Consider the following 18362-nt stretch of genomic DNA (forward strand, 5'->3'; position numbering starts at 1 on the left):
GAGCGCAGAAACGGTCCGAGCCCGCAATCGCGGGCTCGGACCGTTCACGTAGTGGGGACTACATCGCCACTTTCTGCTGTCGCTGGGCGCGGAAGAACTCCGCCCAGGACGTCACCTCCGGATGCTGCTTGAGCAGCGCACGACGCTGCCGCTCGGTCATTCCACCCCACACCCCGAACTCCACACGATTGTCCAAGGCGTCGGCACCGCACTCCATCAGCACGGGGCAGTGCCGGCAGATCGTCGCCGCCTTGCGCTGAGCGGCGCCGCGCACGAACAACTGGTCGGGGTCTACTTCCTTGCATCGGGCCTGGGAAACCCAGGCGATCCTTGCTTCGGCCTGCTCCACGTCCAATCGAGCGATGGGGGTAGTCATGTGCATTTGGTGTGCCCCTTTGCAGTCCGAACACCGGGTCAACGGCGCTCCGGAATCGCGTGCGGTGTGCGCAGCAACCCAACCCCGCTGCGTCCCGCACCACATTCCACTTTGAGTGTTAGCTCTATCACACTGGGTTCTCAATCTAGGTAAAGGTATGGCGAGTGCGCAAGACCGTCCCGAGATTTTTTGGTACGCCCGTCCCTGCAAATACGACAAAGAACCGGGCAGTCGGCATAATCAGTGCGACACGCCCGGTTTCGCCCCCGTGACGCGCCGAAGTCCCGCGAAAGTCAGAGCCCTTGACGAAAGTTCCCCCCTACTGACCGGGACGGCTCTCGTCTACCTACGTATCCCACCCGACACCCGACCCCGGTTCAATCCCCGGAGACCGGTGCGTAAGCGGTGTCGACAAAGTTGCTCCCCCGAAACCCGAGGCACGATCGAGTCCGCCGCGAATTTCACCGACACGCCACGCGCACAGTTGCGCCACGGCCCACGGAGCGGTCCAGGCACAAAGCTCGAGCCCCGGAGTCCCATAGCCGCCGCGAAGCGATAGCCAAGCGACAACGCCTGGGAGGTTTCGGCGCGCCTCGTCTCCCGGGCGCCGAAAACCCTGCGACGCCGGCGGCGGCGCCACAGATACAGTTGGGGCGTGCCGATCTCACAAACGCTCGCGAGGCTGGCTGGTGCGTGCGTCCTGGCGGCCGTGCTCATCGCCGGGCTGATGTTCCCGATCGCCGGCGGGTTCGGGTATGTGTCCAACCGTGCCGCCGACGCGGTCGACAACGTCTCCGCGGAACTGGTGGAGGGCAACGCGCCCGCGGTGTCGACGATGGTGGACGCCGCCGGGAACCCCATCGCCTGGCTGTACGAGCAACGCCGCTTCGAAGTACCCAGCGACAAGATCTCCAACGACATGAAGCTGGCGATCGTGTCCATCGAGGACCGCCGCTTCGCCGAGCACGGCGGTGTGGATTGGCAAGGCACGCTGCGCGCCTTCCTCACCAACACCTCGAGCGGCGAGGTGCAGCAGGGCGCCTCCACCATCGATCAGCAGTATGTGAAGAACTTCCAGCTGCTGGTGGTGGCGAAGACGGACGCCGAACGCCGGGCCGCGATCGAGACGACCCCGGCCCGCAAGCTGCGTGAGATCCGGATGGCGCTGACCCTCGAGAAGGAACTGACCAAGGACGAGATCCTCACCCGGTACCTGAATCTGGTGCCGTTCGGCAGCGGCTCCTACGGCATCCAGGACGCCGCCCAAACCTACTTCGGCATCGACGCCAAGGATCTGCGGCCGCCGCAGGCGGCGATGCTGGCCGGAATGGTGCAGAGCTCCTCGAAGCTCAACCCCTACAACAATCCCCAGGGCGTGCTGGATCGCCGCAATACCGTGCTGGACACCATGATCCAGAACATCCCCAGCCGCGCCGAGGAGTTCCGCGCCGCCAAGACCGAGCCGCTGGGCGTGCTGCCCGAGCCGAAGGGCCTGCCGCGCGGCTGCATCGCGGCGGGCGACCGCGGCTTCTTCTGCGATTACGCGCTGCAGTATCTGGCCAACGCGGGTATCAGCAAGGAGCAGATCGACAAGGGCGGGTACACGATCCGCACCACCCTCGATCCGGCCGTACAGGCATCGGTGAAGGCGGCGGTGTCGGGAGTGACCAAACCGGACCTCGACGACATCGCGCAGGTGACGAGCATCGTCGGCACCGGGCAGGACGCGCATCCGGTGCTCGCCATGGCGTCCAGTCGCACCTATGGGCTCAGCAGCGAGGGGCACGAAACCGTACAGCCGCAGCCCTATTCGATGGTCGGTGACGGCGCGGGGTCGATCTTCAAGCTCTTCACCACGGCCGCCGCCATGGAAAAGGGGCTGGGTATCAACGCCCAGTTGGATGTGCCGAGCTTCTTCTCGGCGAAGGGCATGGGTAACAGCGGCACGCCCGGCTGTCCGCCGGAGACCTACTGCGTGAAGAACGTCGGCAACTACCGGTCGCCCATGTCGGTGACCGAGGCGCTGGCGCAGTCGCCGAACACCGCGTTCGTCAAGCTGATCCAGGATGTCGGGGTCACGCCGACGGTCGATATGGCGGTGCGCCTGGGCATGCGGTCCTACGCGGCGCCCGGCACCTCCGGCCATGGCAACCAGAGCCTGGCGGACATGGTGAAGCAGCAGAATCTCGGCTCGTTCACCCTGGGTCCGTTCGGGATCAACCCGCTGGAGCTGTCCAATGTGGCCGCGACGCTGGGCTCGGGCGGCAAGTGGTGCCCGCCCTCGCCGATCCGTGAGGTGGTCGACCGCGGCGGCAAGCAGGTGCCGCTGACCCAGCCGTCGTGTGAGCAGGTGGTCGAGCCCGGCCTGGCCAACACGCTCGCCAACGCGATGAGCAAGGACGACGTCTCGGGCACCGCCGCGGGTTCGGCGCGGGCCGCGGGCTGGAGCGCGCCGCTGTCGGCGAAGACCGGCACCACCGAGAGCCACCGCTCCTCGGCGTTCCTCGGCTTCACCAACTCGCTGGCCGGTGCGTCCTACATCTACGGCGACTCCCCCACACCGGGCGAGATCTGCTCGTTCCCGCTGCGCAGCTGCGGTGACGGCAACCTGTTCGGCGGTAACGAACCGGCGCGCAGCTGGTTCGACGGCATCAAGCCGGTGCTGGACCGCTTCCCGCCACCCGGGTTGCCGCCGCTGGACGACAAGTACGTGCGGGGAGCGAACAATTCGCAGATCCCCGACGTGGCCGGGATGTCCGAGTCCGAGGCGCGGGCGGCCCTGATCGGCGCCGGATTCCAGGTGTCGATGGTGACGGTGCCCGCCATTCCGGCGAAGGGCACAGTGGTCTCCACCTCGCCCAGCGGCTCGGCGATTCCGGGCGCGATGATCACGGTCAACGTCAGCGACGGCACGCAGCGCGAGGCGCCGCAGCCGGGCCCGGCGCCACCACCGAACATCCCCGGGTTGCCCCCGGTACCGCGGCTACCCCCCATCCCGATCCCCATCCCGATTCCGCGCTGATCCCGGCCAAAAGCACGCCGGGAATGACGGGCCACCCGCCGGAACGACAGGCCATGCGACGGGATGGCGGGCCACACCGGGATGGCGGGCCATGCGACGGGATGGCGGATCGGGTGACTGGACGACCGGGACCGCTACCCGAGTCGGGTGGCGGGCCCGGCACGTTTTTCGGTGGCGGGCAGTTGCCTCGTCGCCGCCCGTGGCTCGGTTAGAGGCGGGCCTTTACGGCTGCCGAGATGCGCGAGCCGTCCGCGCGGCCCGCGGCCAGGGCGGTGGCGGCCTTCATGACCTGGCCCATCTGCTTCATGCCGGGGCGGGCGCCGGTCTCCTGGGCGACCTGGGCGATCGCCGTGTCGGCGACGTCGGCGACCTCCGCGTCGGTCAGCGGCGTGGGCAGGTACTCATGAATGATCTCCTCCTCGGCCCGCTCGTTGGCGGCCAGCTCGCCACGCCCGGCCTGCTCGTAGACCACGGCCGCCTCGTTGCGCTTCTTGGCCTCCTTGCCGAGCACGGCGAGCACGTCGGCATCGGTGAGCTCACGCGCCTGCGACCCGGCGACCTCGGCGTGCTGAACGGCGGCCAGCAGCATGCGCAGGGTGTTGGTGCGCAGCGAATCCCTGTCCTTCATCGCGGTGGTGAGATCGGCGCGCAGCTTCGATTTGAGTTCCGACATGCGCCAACGGTAGCCCGAAGAGGGCATGGGGGCTGTTGGATCCACGCCACGCCCAACCGTGTCCCTGTGCGGAATCACACTCGGTGTTCGTCCCAGTGGTCGCCTATTCTGATCGAATGCCCGTCTTCTCGTCCCCAGTACTCCGACGAGCCGCGCTGGGCACCGCCGCAGCAGGTGCCGCCGGGCTCGGATATGCCTCGCTGATCGAGCGCAACGCCTTCGTGCTGCGGGAGGCGACGCTGCCGGTGCTGCAGCCGGGTTCGGCGAGCCTACGGGTGCTACACATCAGCGATCTGCACATGACCCCGGGCCAGCGGCTCAAACAGGCCTGGGTGCGCGAACTGGCCCGGCTGGAACCGGACCTGGTCGTCAACACCGGCGACAATCTGGCGCACCCGCGGGCCGTGCCCTCCGTCGTGCAGTCGCTGACGGAGCTGCTGTCGCGGCCGGGCGTCTTCGTCTTCGGCAGCAACGACTATTTCGCGCCGGTTCCGAAGAATCCGCTGAAATACTTCAACCGGAACCACAAGCGCGTGCACGGGGCGCCGCTGCCCTGGCAGGACCTGCGCGCGGCGTTCACCGAGCGCGGCTGGCTGGACCTGACCCACGTGCGCCGCGACCTGGAGGTCGCCGGAATCAAGATCTCCACCGCGGGCGTCGACGACCCGCACCTGAAGCGCGACCGCTACGACACCGTGGCGGGCAGCCCCAATCCGCTGGCGGAGCTGAGCATCGGACTCACCCATTCGCCGGAGCCGCGGGTGCTGGACCGCTTCGCCACCGACGGCTACGACCTGGTGCTGGCCGGGCACACCCACGGCGGGCAGCTGTGCCTGCCGGGCTTCGGCGCGCTGGTCACCAACTGCGGCATCGATCGTTCCCGGGTGAAGGGGGCCTCCCGCTGGGGCGCCCATACCCGGTTACACGTGTCCGCAGGCCTGGGCACCTCGCCGTGGGCGCCGTACCGGTTCTGCTGCCGCCCGGAGGCGACGCTACTGACCCTGGTCGCGGGTCCGCCCGAGCGCCCGATTGCCGACACCGGCCACGGGGTATCGGAATCGGAGGCGGTTGCGCGCTAGGGTGGCGCGCCGAGCGGAACTCCAGGCAGGGGACGAGGGTGAACAGCGGGTTCGAACAGCGGCCGAACGATCCGAACACTGTGAGCGGACCCGGCGCTCGTCCACACGCGGCGAATCCGCCTGGGCAGCCATCGGGTTTCGACGCGGACGAGACGGCGCAGACCGAGGAGATCAGGCGCGCCGAACAGCCGACGAATCCCGTTGCGGCACAGCCCGACATCGAGTTTCGCCCGGGTGGACCGCCGGAATCCGGATCCGCGTTGCCCGGCCCGGCCTGGCAGGAGTGGGCGCAGCCCGGCTCGGGTCCGGACGCCCTGCTGTCGCCCGATACTTTTCCCGAACAGCCCACCGCGCCACGAGCCACTCCTTGGCAGCAGCACGACCGAGTGGATCCCATTGCGCAGCAACCACTTTCACCGGCAGCACCGGTCAGGACCGGATCGCCGCAGCTCGAACAGCCCTGGCAGTTCGGTCCCCCTCCGGAAGTAGCTGCCCCACAGCCGAATCCGGCGTGGGGGCCACAACATCCGCCGACATCCACCTATGCGCTCCCGCCGTTCGATTCCCTGCGGCCCACACCCGCCCGGCGCAACCGCATGGCGTGGGTGTTCGCCGGTATCGGCGCGGTGGTCGTCGTGGCCCTTGCGGTGACCGTGGCGGCGATCGTGGCCGGGAAGAATTCGCCCGACTCCGGGTCGTCGGCGGGCGGCCCCTCCATGGTCAGCGCCCTCACCACCGGAAAGGGCACATCCGCCCCGGCCAAACCTCCGGCTACCGAGCCCGCACCGAGCGGCGCCGCGGTCGCGCCGCTGGTGCCGGGCTTCCAGGTGGTGGCCATCCCCGAGCGCGGCGCGGCCTACGACGCGCCGCCGGAGTGGAAGATCGACCCGCGCGGCACCGCCGTATGGGGTCATCCGCCGGAGGCCGTGGAGATCGCCGGGCTGTCGCAGGACGGCAAGGACTACTGCCAGCCGCGCTACACCCGCACCAACACATTCCTGACCATGTCGCCCCAGGCCGAACCGGCCGCGGCCGCTGCGGATGTCGGCACTCGAATGGCCAAGGTCGGCTGGCCCTCGACCACCGGCGCTACCCCGGGCCCGGCCGAGAATCTCACCTCCCTGGACGGCCAGTTGCAGGGCGCATTCGTCGAAACCACCGGCAACGCCCCGCCGCCTGTCCCCGGCTGCGCCGCGACCTTCTCGGTCTTCACCTTCGCCTTCCCGAGCGAGAACGGCAATTTCGTGATGACCATCGCCGCCGACACCGGCGTGCCCCAGGCCGTGGACAAGGCGACCGCGAAGCGGGTCCTGGCCAGCATCCGCCCCCTTCCGGACCGGTGACCAGCCGATTTAACGTCCGCACCGCCCCTGCTGTAAGCTACGACAGGTTCTCATCACGGGGTGTGGCGCAGCTTGGTAGCGCGCCTCGTTCGGGACGAGGAGGTCGCAGGTTCAAATCCTGTCACCCCGACTCGTGTGTGGAGACACGACAGGGCCCCTGATCATTGATCAGGGGCCTTATTCGTGTCCTGACCCGGGGTTCTTTCTGGCCTCGGTCAACAGGACCCGGGTGAGTTCGGCGCGGGAGTTGACTCCGGCCTTCTGGTACATCTTCCGCAGGTGGTAGTCGACCGTCCGGCGGCTGAGGAACATCTGTGCCGCGATATCCCGGTTCGTGAAGCCGTCCGCCACGGCCTCGGCGATCCGTGCTTCCTGCGGCGTGAGCTGCACGGTACTGCGGGCAGTGCCGGGCCGGATGCGTACTCCCGTGGCCCGCAGTTCTTCTCGGGCGCGATCCGCCCAGAGCCTGGCGCCCAGAGTCTGGAAGGTTTCCAGGGCGGCATTCAGCGGCGCACGGGCCTCGAACTTCTGCCGTCTGCGGCGCAGATACCGACCGAAGAGTAGTTGCGTTCTCGCCATCTCGAACGGCTGGTCCGTGTGTTCGTACAGTTCCAGTGCGCGACGGAAATCGGCGGCCGCGCGGTCAGGCGGGGCGAGTAACGCGCGGCACCTGGCGGTCAACGCGCTCATCTCCGGCGTATCGGCTGCCCGAGCCCATCGCGTGAACAGTGCCAGTGGCTCTGCGGCCAGGTCGGCGCGGTTCGACTGGGCCGCGGCCTCGACCAGATCTGGCACATTCACCACGGTCACACTGAGGTAGGAGCCGTCGACCGGTGGCTGGAAATGCAGCAGAGCTTGTTCGGGCGCCCCGGCCGAGAGTTCGAGCAGGCCGAGCGCGCGCCGGACCAGGATGACGATGCTCGACATGCCATGGGCAAGCGCTTCGTCCATGACCTGCCGAGCGGCCGCACGGGCCTGTTCGTCATCGCCACGCAGCGCTGCCAGCATGACGAGCGCGCTGCGGAACGCGAGGCTGGAGTTCCGCTGTCCGGTTTCCTCCGCCAGCTGGCAGCCTTCCTCCGCGAACGCCTCCGCCGAACGGAAACGCCCGCTTGCCAAGTCGTCGACGACCACCCGCCACAACGCCCAGGACAGGGCTACCGGCGCCCCGAGACCGCGTGCGTGTCGCATCGCGACCCTGCTCAGGAGTCGTCCGCGCTTTCGGTCCCCCAGCTCCCAGATCATCCCCGCGACCCAAGCCACCGGACCCGGGTCGGTCAGTTGCGCTGCCGCATCCAGATCGCCGGGCTCCAAACCGGCTTCCTTCCCCGCCAGGGTTCGGCAGGTGCCGCGCAGGAACCGGCCGAGCAACTCCCATATGCCGTCGCCGGTGAGGTCCTGCTGCTCGACCGCGGCCGACAGCTCGGCCCACGCATCGGCCGCGTTGGCGGCGAAACCGGCTTCCCAGAACCGCATCAGCACCGGAATCGATTGTTGGGGGCCCGCTTCCAGCGCGCTGGGAAGAATCGGGCGCAGCATCGCCAACGCGTCGGCCGGTCTGCCGATGTGCAGTTCCAGCGACGCCCGCAGCAGGGTTGTGCGCAGGCGCAGGGGCTGCAGCGCACTGCCCGGTTCGACGCCCTCCAACATCGTCTTGGCCCGATCGAAGTCTCCGCCGTGCCACCATGCTTCCGCGGCTTCGAGCCTGCGCCGGTCCCGGCGCAATCCGGGCTCGCTCAATTCCACCGCTCGGGCGAGCAGAGCGGCGGTGGTGGCGGAACTCGATCGGGCGGCGCGGCGAGCCGCTTGCTCGAGTTCCCGGGCGACTTCTTCGTCGATCCCTTCCGCCGCCTGTCCCAGATGCCACGCTCGGAGTTCGTCTTCATCATCGGCGCCGATGGCAGCCGCCAGGGCGCGATGCGCATTTCGCCGATCCGCCACCGTGGCGGCGTGATAGACGGCGGAACGAATCAACGGGTGCCGGAACACCACCATCGAGCCCTCCGCGGTGACCAGGTCGTCGGGAAGGTCGAGTTCTCGGAGGGCGGATTCGAGGTTCGGATCGAACAGAGACGCGGCCCGGCGCAGCACATCCCACCTGATATGGCCGTCCGCGGCGATCAACAACATCAGCCGCTGCAGTGGTTCGCCGTGACAACGCACCCGGCGCAGGAACGCCTCCTGCAACTTCTCGACGAGTGGCAGCGGCTTCGGTGGCACTCGTGCGCCGACGACCGTGGCCGGGAGTTCGCGGATCGCCAGCGGATTGCCCGCGGCGGCTTCCAGAACCACGTCGCGCTGCGACGGAGTCAGCCGCGTACCGACCTGTTCGGCGAGCAGGCGGCGCGCCGACAGTCGGTCCAGGCCGACCAGCGGAATATCCACGGCGCCCGCGAGTTCGAGGCGCTGCCCCTCTCGCGTGCGAGCCGCCAGTACCAGCGCGATCGGCTCGGATTCCAATCGCCGCGCCACGAACTCGAGGACACTGATCGAAGCGGCGGCGGCCCAGTGCGCGTCGTCCACGACGCAGAGCAGCGGGGCGTCCTCGGCCAGCTCCGACAGGAGCGTGAGCGACGCCAAGGCGACCAGGAATCGATCCGGGGTAGGTCCGTTCGCCAGCCCGAACACCACCCGGAGTGCGGCCGCCTGCGGTTCGGGCAGCCGATCGAGCCGATCGAGCGCGGGTCTCAGCAGGTGGTGCAGCGTCGCGTAACCGAGGTCGGATTCCCATTCGACGCATGTCACACGTAGCACGCGCATATCCGCGGCAGCGCGAGCGGCATCGTCCAGCAGCGCGCTCTTGCCGATTCCCGGCTCCCCGCGCACCACGGCGAAACCGCCGATGCCCGCCCGCGCGCGCTCCGTCAGGCGCGTCAGCGCATCGCGCTCCTGCTGCCTGCCATAAAGCTCCGGTGGCCCATGCCGCGAGATCGTCATTGTCGTGTGAGTCTCATAGTTTCCTCGAACGCCGCCATCGTAGCGAATACGGCATTGCGAGGTCACCGACGTGAGCTTTCGAACCCGATGGGAAGCGCCGGTAATGGTGCCCTGGTCGTAATTTCACGCCACCGTGCCAGCGCGCCCTTGATAGCCTTCGCGCTGAGCCCGGCGTCGATCCAGGCGGCGCCGAGGTGCTGGGGGCCGACCGCACGCACCTGATCCAGTGTTTCCGCACTCAGTTCGACGTGATGAAACTGCTTGACGAAGGGAAACGAATCCCGACGATCCCACCGTGCCGGTCGGTGCGGAAATTGGCCAGATGGGGCGGCCGGTATTACTCGGACGGAAGGTTCTGTACGACATGGCTGGCGGCCGTTCGAAGCCCGTCGGCCACGTTCCGATTCTGCTGTGCGCCTGTCCGGCTCGCGTGCGCCGGCGACGTCTGGTGCGCCGCTACTGGGGCGCCTCTTGGAGAGCGCGGACTTCGACGCGGGAGCCCAAGGCGGCGGAGGCCTGTTCGGCCCAGGTCACGGCAGCGGATTCGTCGTCGGCGTTGATGATCCAGAAGCCGCCGACGTACTCGGTGGCCTCCACGAAGGGCGCCCGGGTGTGCACCGGGGTATCGCCGGTGGCATCGACGGTGATCGCGGTCGAGGGCGGGTGCAGTCCACCGGCGTTGACCAGCGCCTCGGCGGCGATGAGGTCATTGTTGAACTTCTCGACGGCGGCCATCATCTTTTCCAGTTCGGCGGGGTCCATGTCCTGCATCGACTCCATCGTCGTTTCCTCGGCGGTGTCGTGGGGCAGGGTCAGAAAGTACTGCGGCATCGTGGTTCTCCTCTGTCTCGGATCGGTGGTCTGGTTCAGCTACCCGTCACGGTGGCGATCATGGCTTCGGCTGTCTTTTCGACCGTAGCGCACGGTTGCGACCTGTCCGGACCCTTGGCCATTCTGGCGCTGACTCTGGCCGCGAACTGGTCGTTCAGTCCGATGTAGAGGCTGCAGTCACCGTGGTTGCGCTGGTCCGATACCGAGCTGTAGACCGCCGGATATCCGTGGATCTGCACAGGCTCGAAGTAGGCGAACTTACCCTTCTGGTCGTAGATGTCGCTCAGCCCGTTCGGGTTCTTGCCCTGGGCGGAGATGTCCACGCGGTTGGTGTCGGCCTCGGTGAACTTCCAGAAGCAGCTGGGGCCGGTCGGTGTTTCGCGCGCGGTGCCAGCGCCGAGTCCGAGTTCCGAGCGTTTCGCCGGGGACAGCGTGGCGCAGACGTCACCGGTGAACTTTTCGGTGGCGATCGGGTTCGATACCTTCGGCGCCGAACCGGTGGAACCGCTAGGGGCCGAACTCGCACTCGCCTTACCGCCGGGGATGGTGGCGACCGGAATATCCCCGGCGCTGCCACCCTCGCTATCACGACAGCCCGTGAGCGCCGCACCCACTGCGAGCGTAGCCGCGATGAGGCCCAGGAAACGTTGTGCGCCCATCAGCTACTTCTCACTCGCCCTTCGGTATGTCCGCCGTATGCCGGGATTGACGCCGTCGAGCGTGCTGCTCGCCAGCGGCGGGGCCTCAGTCTGCCCGACCGGCGACGAGGTCGCTATCGGTCAGATAGCCAGTCCCGTCGCCCGGATCATTGATCAGGGCCCAACTCGTCGTCGGGTTCAGCGGATGCGGAGTTTGCGCATGAGGCGCAGGGTCACCAGGGTGGTCTTCAGCTGTTTGGCGTAGGGCATGCCCGCGCGGGCGGCGAGGACCTGCTTCTTCTGGACGCCGATGTTGATGGTGTCGGTGTACTTGAGTAGGCCCGCGTCGCCGTGGCGGGTGCCGACGCCGGACTGCTTCACGCCGCCGGACGGGGTGACCTTGGCCGAGTAGGTGGCCACGAAACCGTCGTTGATGTTGATGTTGCCAGCCTCGAGCTGGTCGGCGATTCGGTTGGCACGCTCCAGGTTCCGGCTCCACACGCTGGCGTTGAGGCCGTAGGTGGTGGCGTTGGCCTGCTGGACGGCCTCCCGCTCGTCGGAGTAGCGGTACACCGTCACCACCGGGCCGAAGGTCTCCATGGTGGCATGGGTCATCTCCGAGGTGACGCCGGTCAGCACGGTCGGCTCGTAGAACGCCGGGCCGAGGTCCGGGCGTGCCTTGCCGCCGGTCAGCACGGTCGCCCCCTTGGACCGGGCGTCCTCCACATGCGAGGCGACCCGCTCCATCTGATCCACCGACACCAGCGAGCCGAACTCCGGCGCGTAGTCGTAGGAGGCGCCCGCCTTGGCGCCCAATGCCTCTGTGGCGGCGACGAATCGGCGGACGAACTCGTCGTGGATCCGGTCGTGGACGTAGATGCGCTCGATATGCATGCACGCCTGTCCCGAGTTGCCGTAGACGGCGAACACGGTGCTGGGGATCACCTCGTCGAGATTCGCGTCGTCGAGAACGATCATCGGATTCTTGCCGCCCAGCTCCAGGCTGCAACCGATCAGATGCCGCCCCGCCTGTTCGCCGATCGTCCGGCCGGTCGCGGTGGAGCCGGTGAACATCACGTAGTCGGAGTTCTCGATCAGCGTGGGCCCGACGTCCGGCCCGGTCCCGCAGACCACGTGGACCAGCCCACGCGGCAGCCCGGCCTTGTGCAGCAGCTCCACGCCGAACAGCGTGCACAGCGCGGTCTTGTTGTCGGGCTTGAGCACCACGCCGTTGCCCGCGATGAGCGCCGGTGTCGAATCCGACATCGAGATGGCGAACGGGAAGTTCCAGGGGGCGATGACAGCGACCACGCCCTTGGGCCGGTGCTGCTCGGTGGAGGTGGTGATGAAGGGCATCGCGCCGCCGCGGCGTTCCGGCTTCAGTACCTTCTCGGCCGTCTTCAGATAGTGACTGATCACCATGGGCGGGTCGCAGGATTCCTCGACCGCCATCCGCCGCGTCTTACCGCAGCCGATCTGGATCAGGTCGGCGATGGTCTCGATCTCGGACAGAATCAGCTCGTGCGCGCGCTCGAACACCGCCAGCCGCTTCGACACCGGCCAGCTCGCCCATTCGCGCTGCGCGGCACGGGCATTCGCGGCCGCGGCGGCGACATCCTCCGGCGTGGACTGCGGCAGTTCACCGACAACGGCGCCGGTGTAGACCTCGATCATCTCGTACGGTTCGCGCTTCTCCCCGGCGGTGCCCGCGGTCACCATCGCGGTCAGCCGGTCGATGAGCGTCTTCGTGATCCGCGGCGGCAACGTGGTCGCGCCGCTGTGCGTAGTTGTCTCCATCAGGATCTCCCTAACTTGCCGCCCCGTGACGGCGGTCACCATGTTCCAAACTAGAACACGTTATTGTTATGGACAATGTTGAGGGGTAACTTCGTCTCCGATACGCAGGCAGTGCCAGGATGAAAGAGGGTCGGCGATGACGACGGCAGCCACTGAAACCGGTAGCAATACAGAACCCCATGCGCTGATCGAGCGGCGCGGCCACACGCTCGTCGTCACCATGAACCGCCCGGCGGTCCGCAACGCGCTGTCCGGCGAGATGCTGGAGCTCATGGTGCAGGCGTGGGACACCGTCGACAACGATCCGGAGATCCGCTCCTGCGTCCTCACCGGCGCGGGCGGCGCGTTCTGCGCCGGTGCGGACCTGAAGGCGATGACCAAGCAGGACCCGGGCAAGAACATGAGCGAGGGCGGCGCCTTCGACCCCACGTACATGCCCGGTCTGCTCAAGGGCCGCCGCCTCACCAAGCCGCTGATCGCCGCGGTCGAGGGCGCGGCCATCGCGGGCGGCACCGAGATCCTGCAGGGCACCGATATTCGCGTCGCCGGGGAGAGCGCCAAGTTCGGCGTGTCCGAGGCGCGCTGGAGCCTGTTCCCGATGGGTGGCTCCGCGGTCCGGCTGCCGCGGCAGATTCCGTACACGATCGCCGCGGAGATCCTGCTCACCGGGCGGCACCTTCGCGCCGCGGAGGCCAAGGAGATCGGCCTGATCGGCCACGTGGTGCCCGACGGCACCGCCCTCGCCAAGGCCCTGGAACTCGCCGAGCTGATCAATGCCAACGGGCCGCTGGCGGTGCGGGCGATCTTGAAGACCATGCGCGATACCGAGGGTCTGCACGAGGAGGACGCGTTCAAGATCGACGCGAAGCTCGGGCTGGAGGTGTTCCGCAGCGCGGATGCCAAGGAGGGTCCGCGCGCGTTCGCCGAGAAGCGCAAGCCGAACTTCACCGGTCGCTGACCCGCGGCGCCGCGATACCCCGGCCGGGAATGCGCCCGGTCGGCGCACCTGTTCCGAGTGAATGTGACACCCACGAGGCGAGACCAGCTGGGGCACACCTTTATTCGCCGCGCGTGTCCGTGGTCACGGTGGGCTTCACCATGCGGGCGATCTGCTTGCGGAGCAGGCCGGGAGCGAAGCGGCGGGCCAGCCAGAGGGGCTTGGCGGGGCCGGGGAACACGAACAGCGGGGACTTCGGGTTGGCGACGGCCTGCTCCATCGCGTCCACCACCTTCTCGGGCGCCATGCCGCTGCTGCCCGCCAGGATCGCCGGGTCGACGGACCGAACCCCGTCCAGGAACGGGGTTTCCACGTGCGGCGGGCAGATGGCGATCAGCCGCACGCCCGTACCGGCCAACTCCAGCGACAGCGCCTCGGCGTAACAGACCACCGCGAACTTCGAGGCCGAGTACCCCGCCAGTCCAGGCGACGGCAGCCATCCGGCGACGGATGCGAACAGCACCACCGTGCCGGATCCCGCGGTGCGCATGGCGGGGATGACGGCCTGGCAGAGATGGACCGTGCCGAGGTAGTTGATGTCCATCATCCGGCGCATCTCCGCGGGACTCTGGTCCAGCGTCGAACCCACGCGGCACAGCGCGGCGGCGTGCACCAGGTGCTCGATCGGCCCCAGTTCGGCACGGACCTTCTCCACCACCGCGGCCACCGCTTCCGCATCGGAGACGTCGCAGGTGTAGGTGGCCATATTCGGTGAGCGGCGGGCGGTTTCGGCCAGCCCGGTCTCGTTCACGTCCACCGCGGCCACCCGGTACCCGGCCGCGGCCAGGCGGTGGGCGACGATGCGGCCCATTCCGCTCGCGGCCCCGGTCACCAGTGCTGTCTTGGTCATCCTGCCTCCTGTGTCGACTCCGCGTTCCCGGCGGCCGGATCTTCGTCTCGGCCCCGGCATTCGCCGCGGTGGCGGTGGGTCGGGTTGCTCATCGGATCTCTGTGGCGGCCTCGAAAGCCATGCGCAGCAGCCCGATATGGCTGGTGAACAAGGCGCGCGCGGGTAGGCCGAGGCCGCGCATCTCCTCCGCGACCGGATGGTCGCCGAGCTCGATCCGGGTGCCGCCCAACCGCATTCGCACACGCGCCGGATTCATCACCCATGGCGTCGCGCGGAGCACACCGTCGCGGTGGGTGTAGGTCCGCATCGAGGCGCCGCCCATGCCGGCGGGCGCCGGTATCCCACCGCCGCTGTCCAGCGCCACCACGAGCCGGTCGTCGAGCCGCACCTCGCACCGCTTGCCACGGCCCTTCGGGACGATCCGGATATCGGCCATCTCCTTGGGAAAGCCCCAGAGTTCGCGGCCGACAACGCACGTGAAACTCTGATTCACCGGCAGCCAGCGGATGTAGGCGCCGGTGCTGCCTCGGCGGCCCGGTACCCGAGCGAGCAGCGAGAACGCGAATTCGTGATAAGGCCCGAGGTCGGTATCGAGGTGCCGCATGAAAGCCAGTGCGCACAGCGCGCGGCCGGCGAAGCGCACCGGTTCCAGCCCGGTCTCCGCCAGCAGAACTCGCGCCGCCTGCAAGCCGACCGGGAACAGGCTCGAACAAGCCTCCGCGGAACGCACCTCGACCGGGACCCGGATCTGCTCACCGAGAATGGAATGCACCTGCGCCACCACCTCGCAATTAGAACACGTTCTAGGATGATCGGGCTCGGCTTCGGCGTCCGGATTTCGGCCGACCGATTCCACTGAGCGGGAGTTCGAAGTCGATTCCGGCGTTCGCGGGAATGACGGGCGAGATCCGCGCCACCTTCACATCGCCCGTCGACCTGATGGGACTCAGCCCGCCTCATGGTCCGGTTCTCGGCTCGCGGCATGGTCCTTGGCCCACCGATAGTCCGGCTTGCCGCTGGGGGTGCGGCCGACCACGTCGACGACCCAGATCCGCCGGGGCAACTTGTACCCCGCCAGGTGATCGCGAACGTGCGCCTCGAGTGCCGCGAAATCCACCGGCTGCGCGCCGTGCCCGGACACCACCGCGGCGACCTGCTGGCCCCAGCGCGGGTGTGGCACCCCGATGACCACCGCGTCGTAGATGCCGGGGTAGGACTTGACGACCGCCTCCACCTCTTCGGTGAACACCTTCTCGCCACCGGTGTTGATCACCATGTTGCCGCGGCCCAGCAGCGTGATCGCGCCGTCCTCCTCGACGCGGGCGCGGTCGTCGGTGACGACCATGCGCACGCCGTCCACGGTGCGAAACAGCTTCTCGGACTTGGTCTGATCCTTGTAATAGCCGAGCGGGACGTTGCCGCGCTTGGCCACCCAGCCCTCCTCCCCCGGAGGCACCTGGCGGCCGTCGTCGTCCACCACCATCGCCCCGCGACCGGTCTGCACCCGCGGACCGCGCGCCGGATCGTCGTCCTTCTGCGCGAAACCGATACCGCCGAAACCGGTTTCGGACGAGCCGATGGAATCGGTGACCACGGTGTGCGGAAGCAGTTCCAGCAGTTCGTTCTTCACCGGCTGCGACAGCAGGGCGGCGCCCGAACCGATCGCCAGCAGCGACGAGGCGTCCACCGGTTCCGCGCGATAGGCGTCCACGAGCGGCCGTGCCATGGCATCGCCGGTGATGACCAGGACGTTCGCCTTTTCGCGGGCCACCACCCGCCAGGCCCGAGCGGGATCGAAGCGCGGCTCGAAGATCGCGGCGTTGCCGGACCACAGCGCGTTGAAGGTCGGCATCATGGCGGCGGCGTGGATCAGCGGCGGCAGCACCAGCCACCGGCTCGGCTCGCCCTGTGCGCCGGTGCGAGACTGCTGGTATTCGTCGGCGACCGGCTCACCGGTGTAGAAGTCGATGCCGCCGCCCAGCACCCGCCACATGTCCTCCTGCCGCCACATCACGCCCTTGGGCAGTCCGGTGGTGCCGCCGGTGTACATCATGAACAGGTCGTCGGTGGCTCGAGGCTCGAAATCGCGTGTGGTAGGGGATGTTTCGAATGCGCTCTGATACGGCACCGAACGACACGGCAGTTCGTCACCTCCCTGATCGTCATCGACCGCGAGGGCGTACCGGATCGACGGCACCTGTTCGAGCACGGTGTCGACCACGGGCGCGTAGCAGCGATGATGCACCAACACCTCCAGATCGGCGTTCTCGTACACGTAGCGCAGTTCTTCCGCGCCATAGCGGTAGTTGATGTTGATCGGCACCGCGCGCACCTTGAAACACGCGATGAGGGTCTCCATCGTCTCGATGCTGTTGTGCATCTGGAATCCGACGTGGGCGCCGGGGCCGACGCCGGACGCGATCAGATGGTGGGCGAGCTGGTTAGCGCGAAGTTCCAACTCCCGGAAGGTCACTCGGCGCTCGTCCTGGATCACCGCCACTCGATCGGGCATGGCGTCGACGGCGTGCTCGAACAGATCGGCGAAGTTGTTCGGCATGATTTCTGCTCTCTGGCTGGGGCTTACACGACGGTGAGCGGTAGCGGGCGACGTTCGGTGAAGGCGAAGTCGGCGCCGGTGCTGAAGCGGGTGACGGCCACCTCGGGCGCCTCCGCGAAGGGTGTTGTGGCCGCGGTGATCTCGGCGACCAGATCGTCGCCGTCGGTGTGCACCCGAGTGTGGAAGCGCGGATTGACACCGCGAACCATCGCGTCGAGCGGCGTCTGATGGTCGGCGTCGACCAGGGCGGGCCAGCCCCCGTCCGCCACGCCGGGGCAGTCGCGGGACAACCGCAGCACCACGCTGTCGTGATAGCCGGTGATGTCGACGGCGGTGTAGGGCAGCGGATTCCACGCGGGGTGCAATCGCAGCACCTGTTCCAGCGCGGCGAAATCGTCGCCCAGGCCGAGCGCCTTGCGAATGCGCTCGGAGGTCAGACCGGCGATCCCGGTGAACTGCTTGCGCGCGATGTCGCGCGCCGCCGCGGGATCGGTGCGCTCCCGCACGGCGATCAGAAATCCTAGGGTGAGCAGATGCTGCTGCAGGCACACCTCGTCGGCCATCCGGATCAGCGCGGACCGCGAGAAGTCGCCGAACCGGAGATCGCTCAGCAGCGGTCCGGCGTAATCCGATTGCCCGGGGTCGGCGGGATCGATCGGAGCCAGCTCCAGGCGCGCGGCCGCCGACTCCGCGATCCGCTCGGTGTTCGCCGGGACCGGCGGCGGCTCGTGGGAAGTATCGATGGTTACGGTCCACGCGCACACCGGACTCCGGTCCGCGGGCACCCGGGGCGGCCGGTGTATCGGACGCACCTGGGCGAGCGGATTGGTCGCGAGGGCGGTCGCGTCGAAGGTCGGGTCCTCGATGGTGTGGCACATCGCCACCACGAAGTCCTCCCCCATCGGCTCCACGTCCGCGAGCGCGCCACAGTGGTCGAGCCAGAACTCCCCGTGGTCGTGATCGTCCACACGGAACCGGAAATCCATGAACTGCGGCGGCGCCCCGATATCGAGCTGCAGGCCCTTGAAGATGGTGTCGACCCCGTCGCCGGGAATCCGCAACGCCTCGCGCATCCGCCGGGTGTAGATCGGGCTGGCCAGCTGCCATTCCTCGATGGCGATCTCCGCCATGCCATCCCGGCCGAAGGCCGCGATCGAGTGCGCCATACCCGAGCGGTCGATGAGATGCCCGCACAGCAGCAACTCCGGCACCAGCACGGCGAGCCGGTCGCGGGACAGGTCGGCGAATCGTGACGACATGCC

14 protein-coding genes and 1 tRNA gene are annotated in these 18362 nt (G+C 68.1%); 5 read left to right on the top strand and 10 right to left on the bottom strand.

The annotated features are described in order from the left end of the window. Positions 1-58: 58 nt before the first annotated feature. A complete protein-coding gene (locus ACYVLQ_RS23385) occupies positions 59-382 on the bottom strand; it encodes a WhiB family transcriptional regulator (RefSeq protein ID WP_024800988.1) in 324 nt (107 codons plus the stop codon). A gap of 649 nt (positions 383-1031) precedes the next feature. Here ACYVLQ_RS23385 and ACYVLQ_RS23390 point away from each other — a divergent pair. Beyond that, the gene (locus tag ACYVLQ_RS23390) at positions 1032-3398 is read left to right on the top strand and encodes a penicillin-binding protein (RefSeq protein WP_460699651.1); all 2367 of its coding nucleotides are present in this window, start codon (positions 1032-1034) and stop codon (positions 3396-3398) included. Positions 3399-3606: 208 nt separating this feature from the next. On the opposite strand, the gene ACYVLQ_RS23395 is transcribed toward ACYVLQ_RS23390, so the two are convergent. Continuing rightward, positions 3607-4071 carry a GatB/YqeY domain-containing protein gene (locus ACYVLQ_RS23395; protein WP_460699652.1) on the bottom strand — a complete coding sequence of 155 codons (465 nt, stop codon included), beginning with the start codon at positions 4069-4071 and terminating at the stop codon, positions 3607-3609. 116 nt (positions 4072-4187) lie between these two features. Between ACYVLQ_RS23395 and ACYVLQ_RS23400 the strand changes: the two genes are divergently transcribed. The 3 genes from ACYVLQ_RS23400 to ACYVLQ_RS23410 all read left to right on the top strand — a co-directional run bounded on the left by ACYVLQ_RS23400 (position 4188) and on the right by ACYVLQ_RS23410 (position 6623). After that, complete coding sequence (locus tag ACYVLQ_RS23400; protein ID WP_460699653.1) at positions 4188-5150, top strand: metallophosphoesterase; 963 nt, start codon at positions 4188-4190, stop codon at positions 5148-5150. A gap of 80 nt (positions 5151-5230) precedes the next feature. Continuing rightward, positions 5231-6493: a hypothetical protein gene (locus ACYVLQ_RS23405; protein WP_460699654.1), complete on the top strand. Its 1263-nt coding sequence runs from the start codon at positions 5231-5233 to the stop codon at positions 6491-6493. 56 nt (positions 6494-6549) lie between these two features. Then, positions 6550-6623: transfer RNA gene (locus tag ACYVLQ_RS23410), tRNA-Pro, on the top strand. A 47-nt stretch (positions 6624-6670) separates the two neighbouring features. Here the strand turns inward: ACYVLQ_RS23410 and ACYVLQ_RS23415 are convergent. From ACYVLQ_RS23415 to ACYVLQ_RS23430, 4 genes are all read right to left on the bottom strand, one after another. Further along, the gene (locus tag ACYVLQ_RS23415; protein ID WP_460699655.1) at positions 6671-9430 is read right to left on the bottom strand and encodes an ATP-binding protein; all 2760 of its coding nucleotides are present in this window, start codon (positions 9428-9430) and stop codon (positions 6671-6673) included. A 456-nt stretch (positions 9431-9886) separates the two neighbouring features. Next, positions 9887-10261: a YciI family protein gene (locus tag ACYVLQ_RS23420; protein WP_460699656.1), complete on the bottom strand. Its 375-nt coding sequence runs from the start codon at positions 10259-10261 to the stop codon at positions 9887-9889. 35 nt (positions 10262-10296) lie between these two features. Beyond that, complete coding sequence (locus ACYVLQ_RS23425) at positions 10297-10920, bottom strand: DUF3558 domain-containing protein (RefSeq protein ID WP_460699657.1); 624 nt, start codon at positions 10918-10920, stop codon at positions 10297-10299. Between the two features lie 177 nt (positions 10921-11097). Beyond that, positions 11098-12696: a succinic semialdehyde dehydrogenase gene (locus tag ACYVLQ_RS23430; protein ID WP_460699658.1), complete on the bottom strand. Its 1599-nt coding sequence runs from the start codon at positions 12694-12696 to the stop codon at positions 11098-11100. 136 nt (positions 12697-12832) lie between these two features. Between ACYVLQ_RS23430 and ACYVLQ_RS23435 the strand changes: the two genes are divergently transcribed. Beyond that, a complete protein-coding gene (locus ACYVLQ_RS23435) occupies positions 12833-13654 on the top strand; it encodes a crotonase/enoyl-CoA hydratase family protein (protein ID WP_460699659.1) in 822 nt (273 codons plus the stop codon). A gap of 100 nt (positions 13655-13754) precedes the next feature. Here ACYVLQ_RS23435 and ACYVLQ_RS23440 read toward each other — a convergent pair whose 3' ends face one another. The 4 genes from ACYVLQ_RS23440 to ACYVLQ_RS23455 all read right to left on the bottom strand — a co-directional run bounded on the left by ACYVLQ_RS23440 (position 13755) and on the right by ACYVLQ_RS23455 (position 18359). Next, on the bottom strand, positions 13755-14543 hold the full coding sequence (locus ACYVLQ_RS23440; RefSeq protein ID WP_460699660.1) for an SDR family NAD(P)-dependent oxidoreductase: 789 nt from the start codon (positions 14541-14543) through the stop codon (positions 13755-13757). 88 nt (positions 14544-14631) lie between these two features. After that, complete coding sequence (locus tag ACYVLQ_RS23445) at positions 14632-15399, bottom strand: acetoacetate decarboxylase family protein (RefSeq protein ID WP_460699661.1); 768 nt, start codon at positions 15397-15399, stop codon at positions 14632-14634. Between the two features lie 90 nt (positions 15400-15489). Then, positions 15490-17100 (bottom strand): acyl-CoA synthetase, encoded by a 1611-nt coding sequence (locus ACYVLQ_RS23450; RefSeq protein WP_460699662.1) that lies wholly within the window; start codon positions 17098-17100, stop codon positions 15490-15492. Between the two features lie 23 nt (positions 17101-17123). Continuing rightward, entirely contained in the window at positions 17124-18359 is a 1236-nt protein-coding gene (locus ACYVLQ_RS23455; RefSeq protein WP_460699663.1) for a hypothetical protein, read from the bottom strand. Positions 18360-18362: the final 3 nt, after the last annotated feature.

The sequence above is a fragment of the Nocardia thraciensis genome (assembly GCF_054782435.1).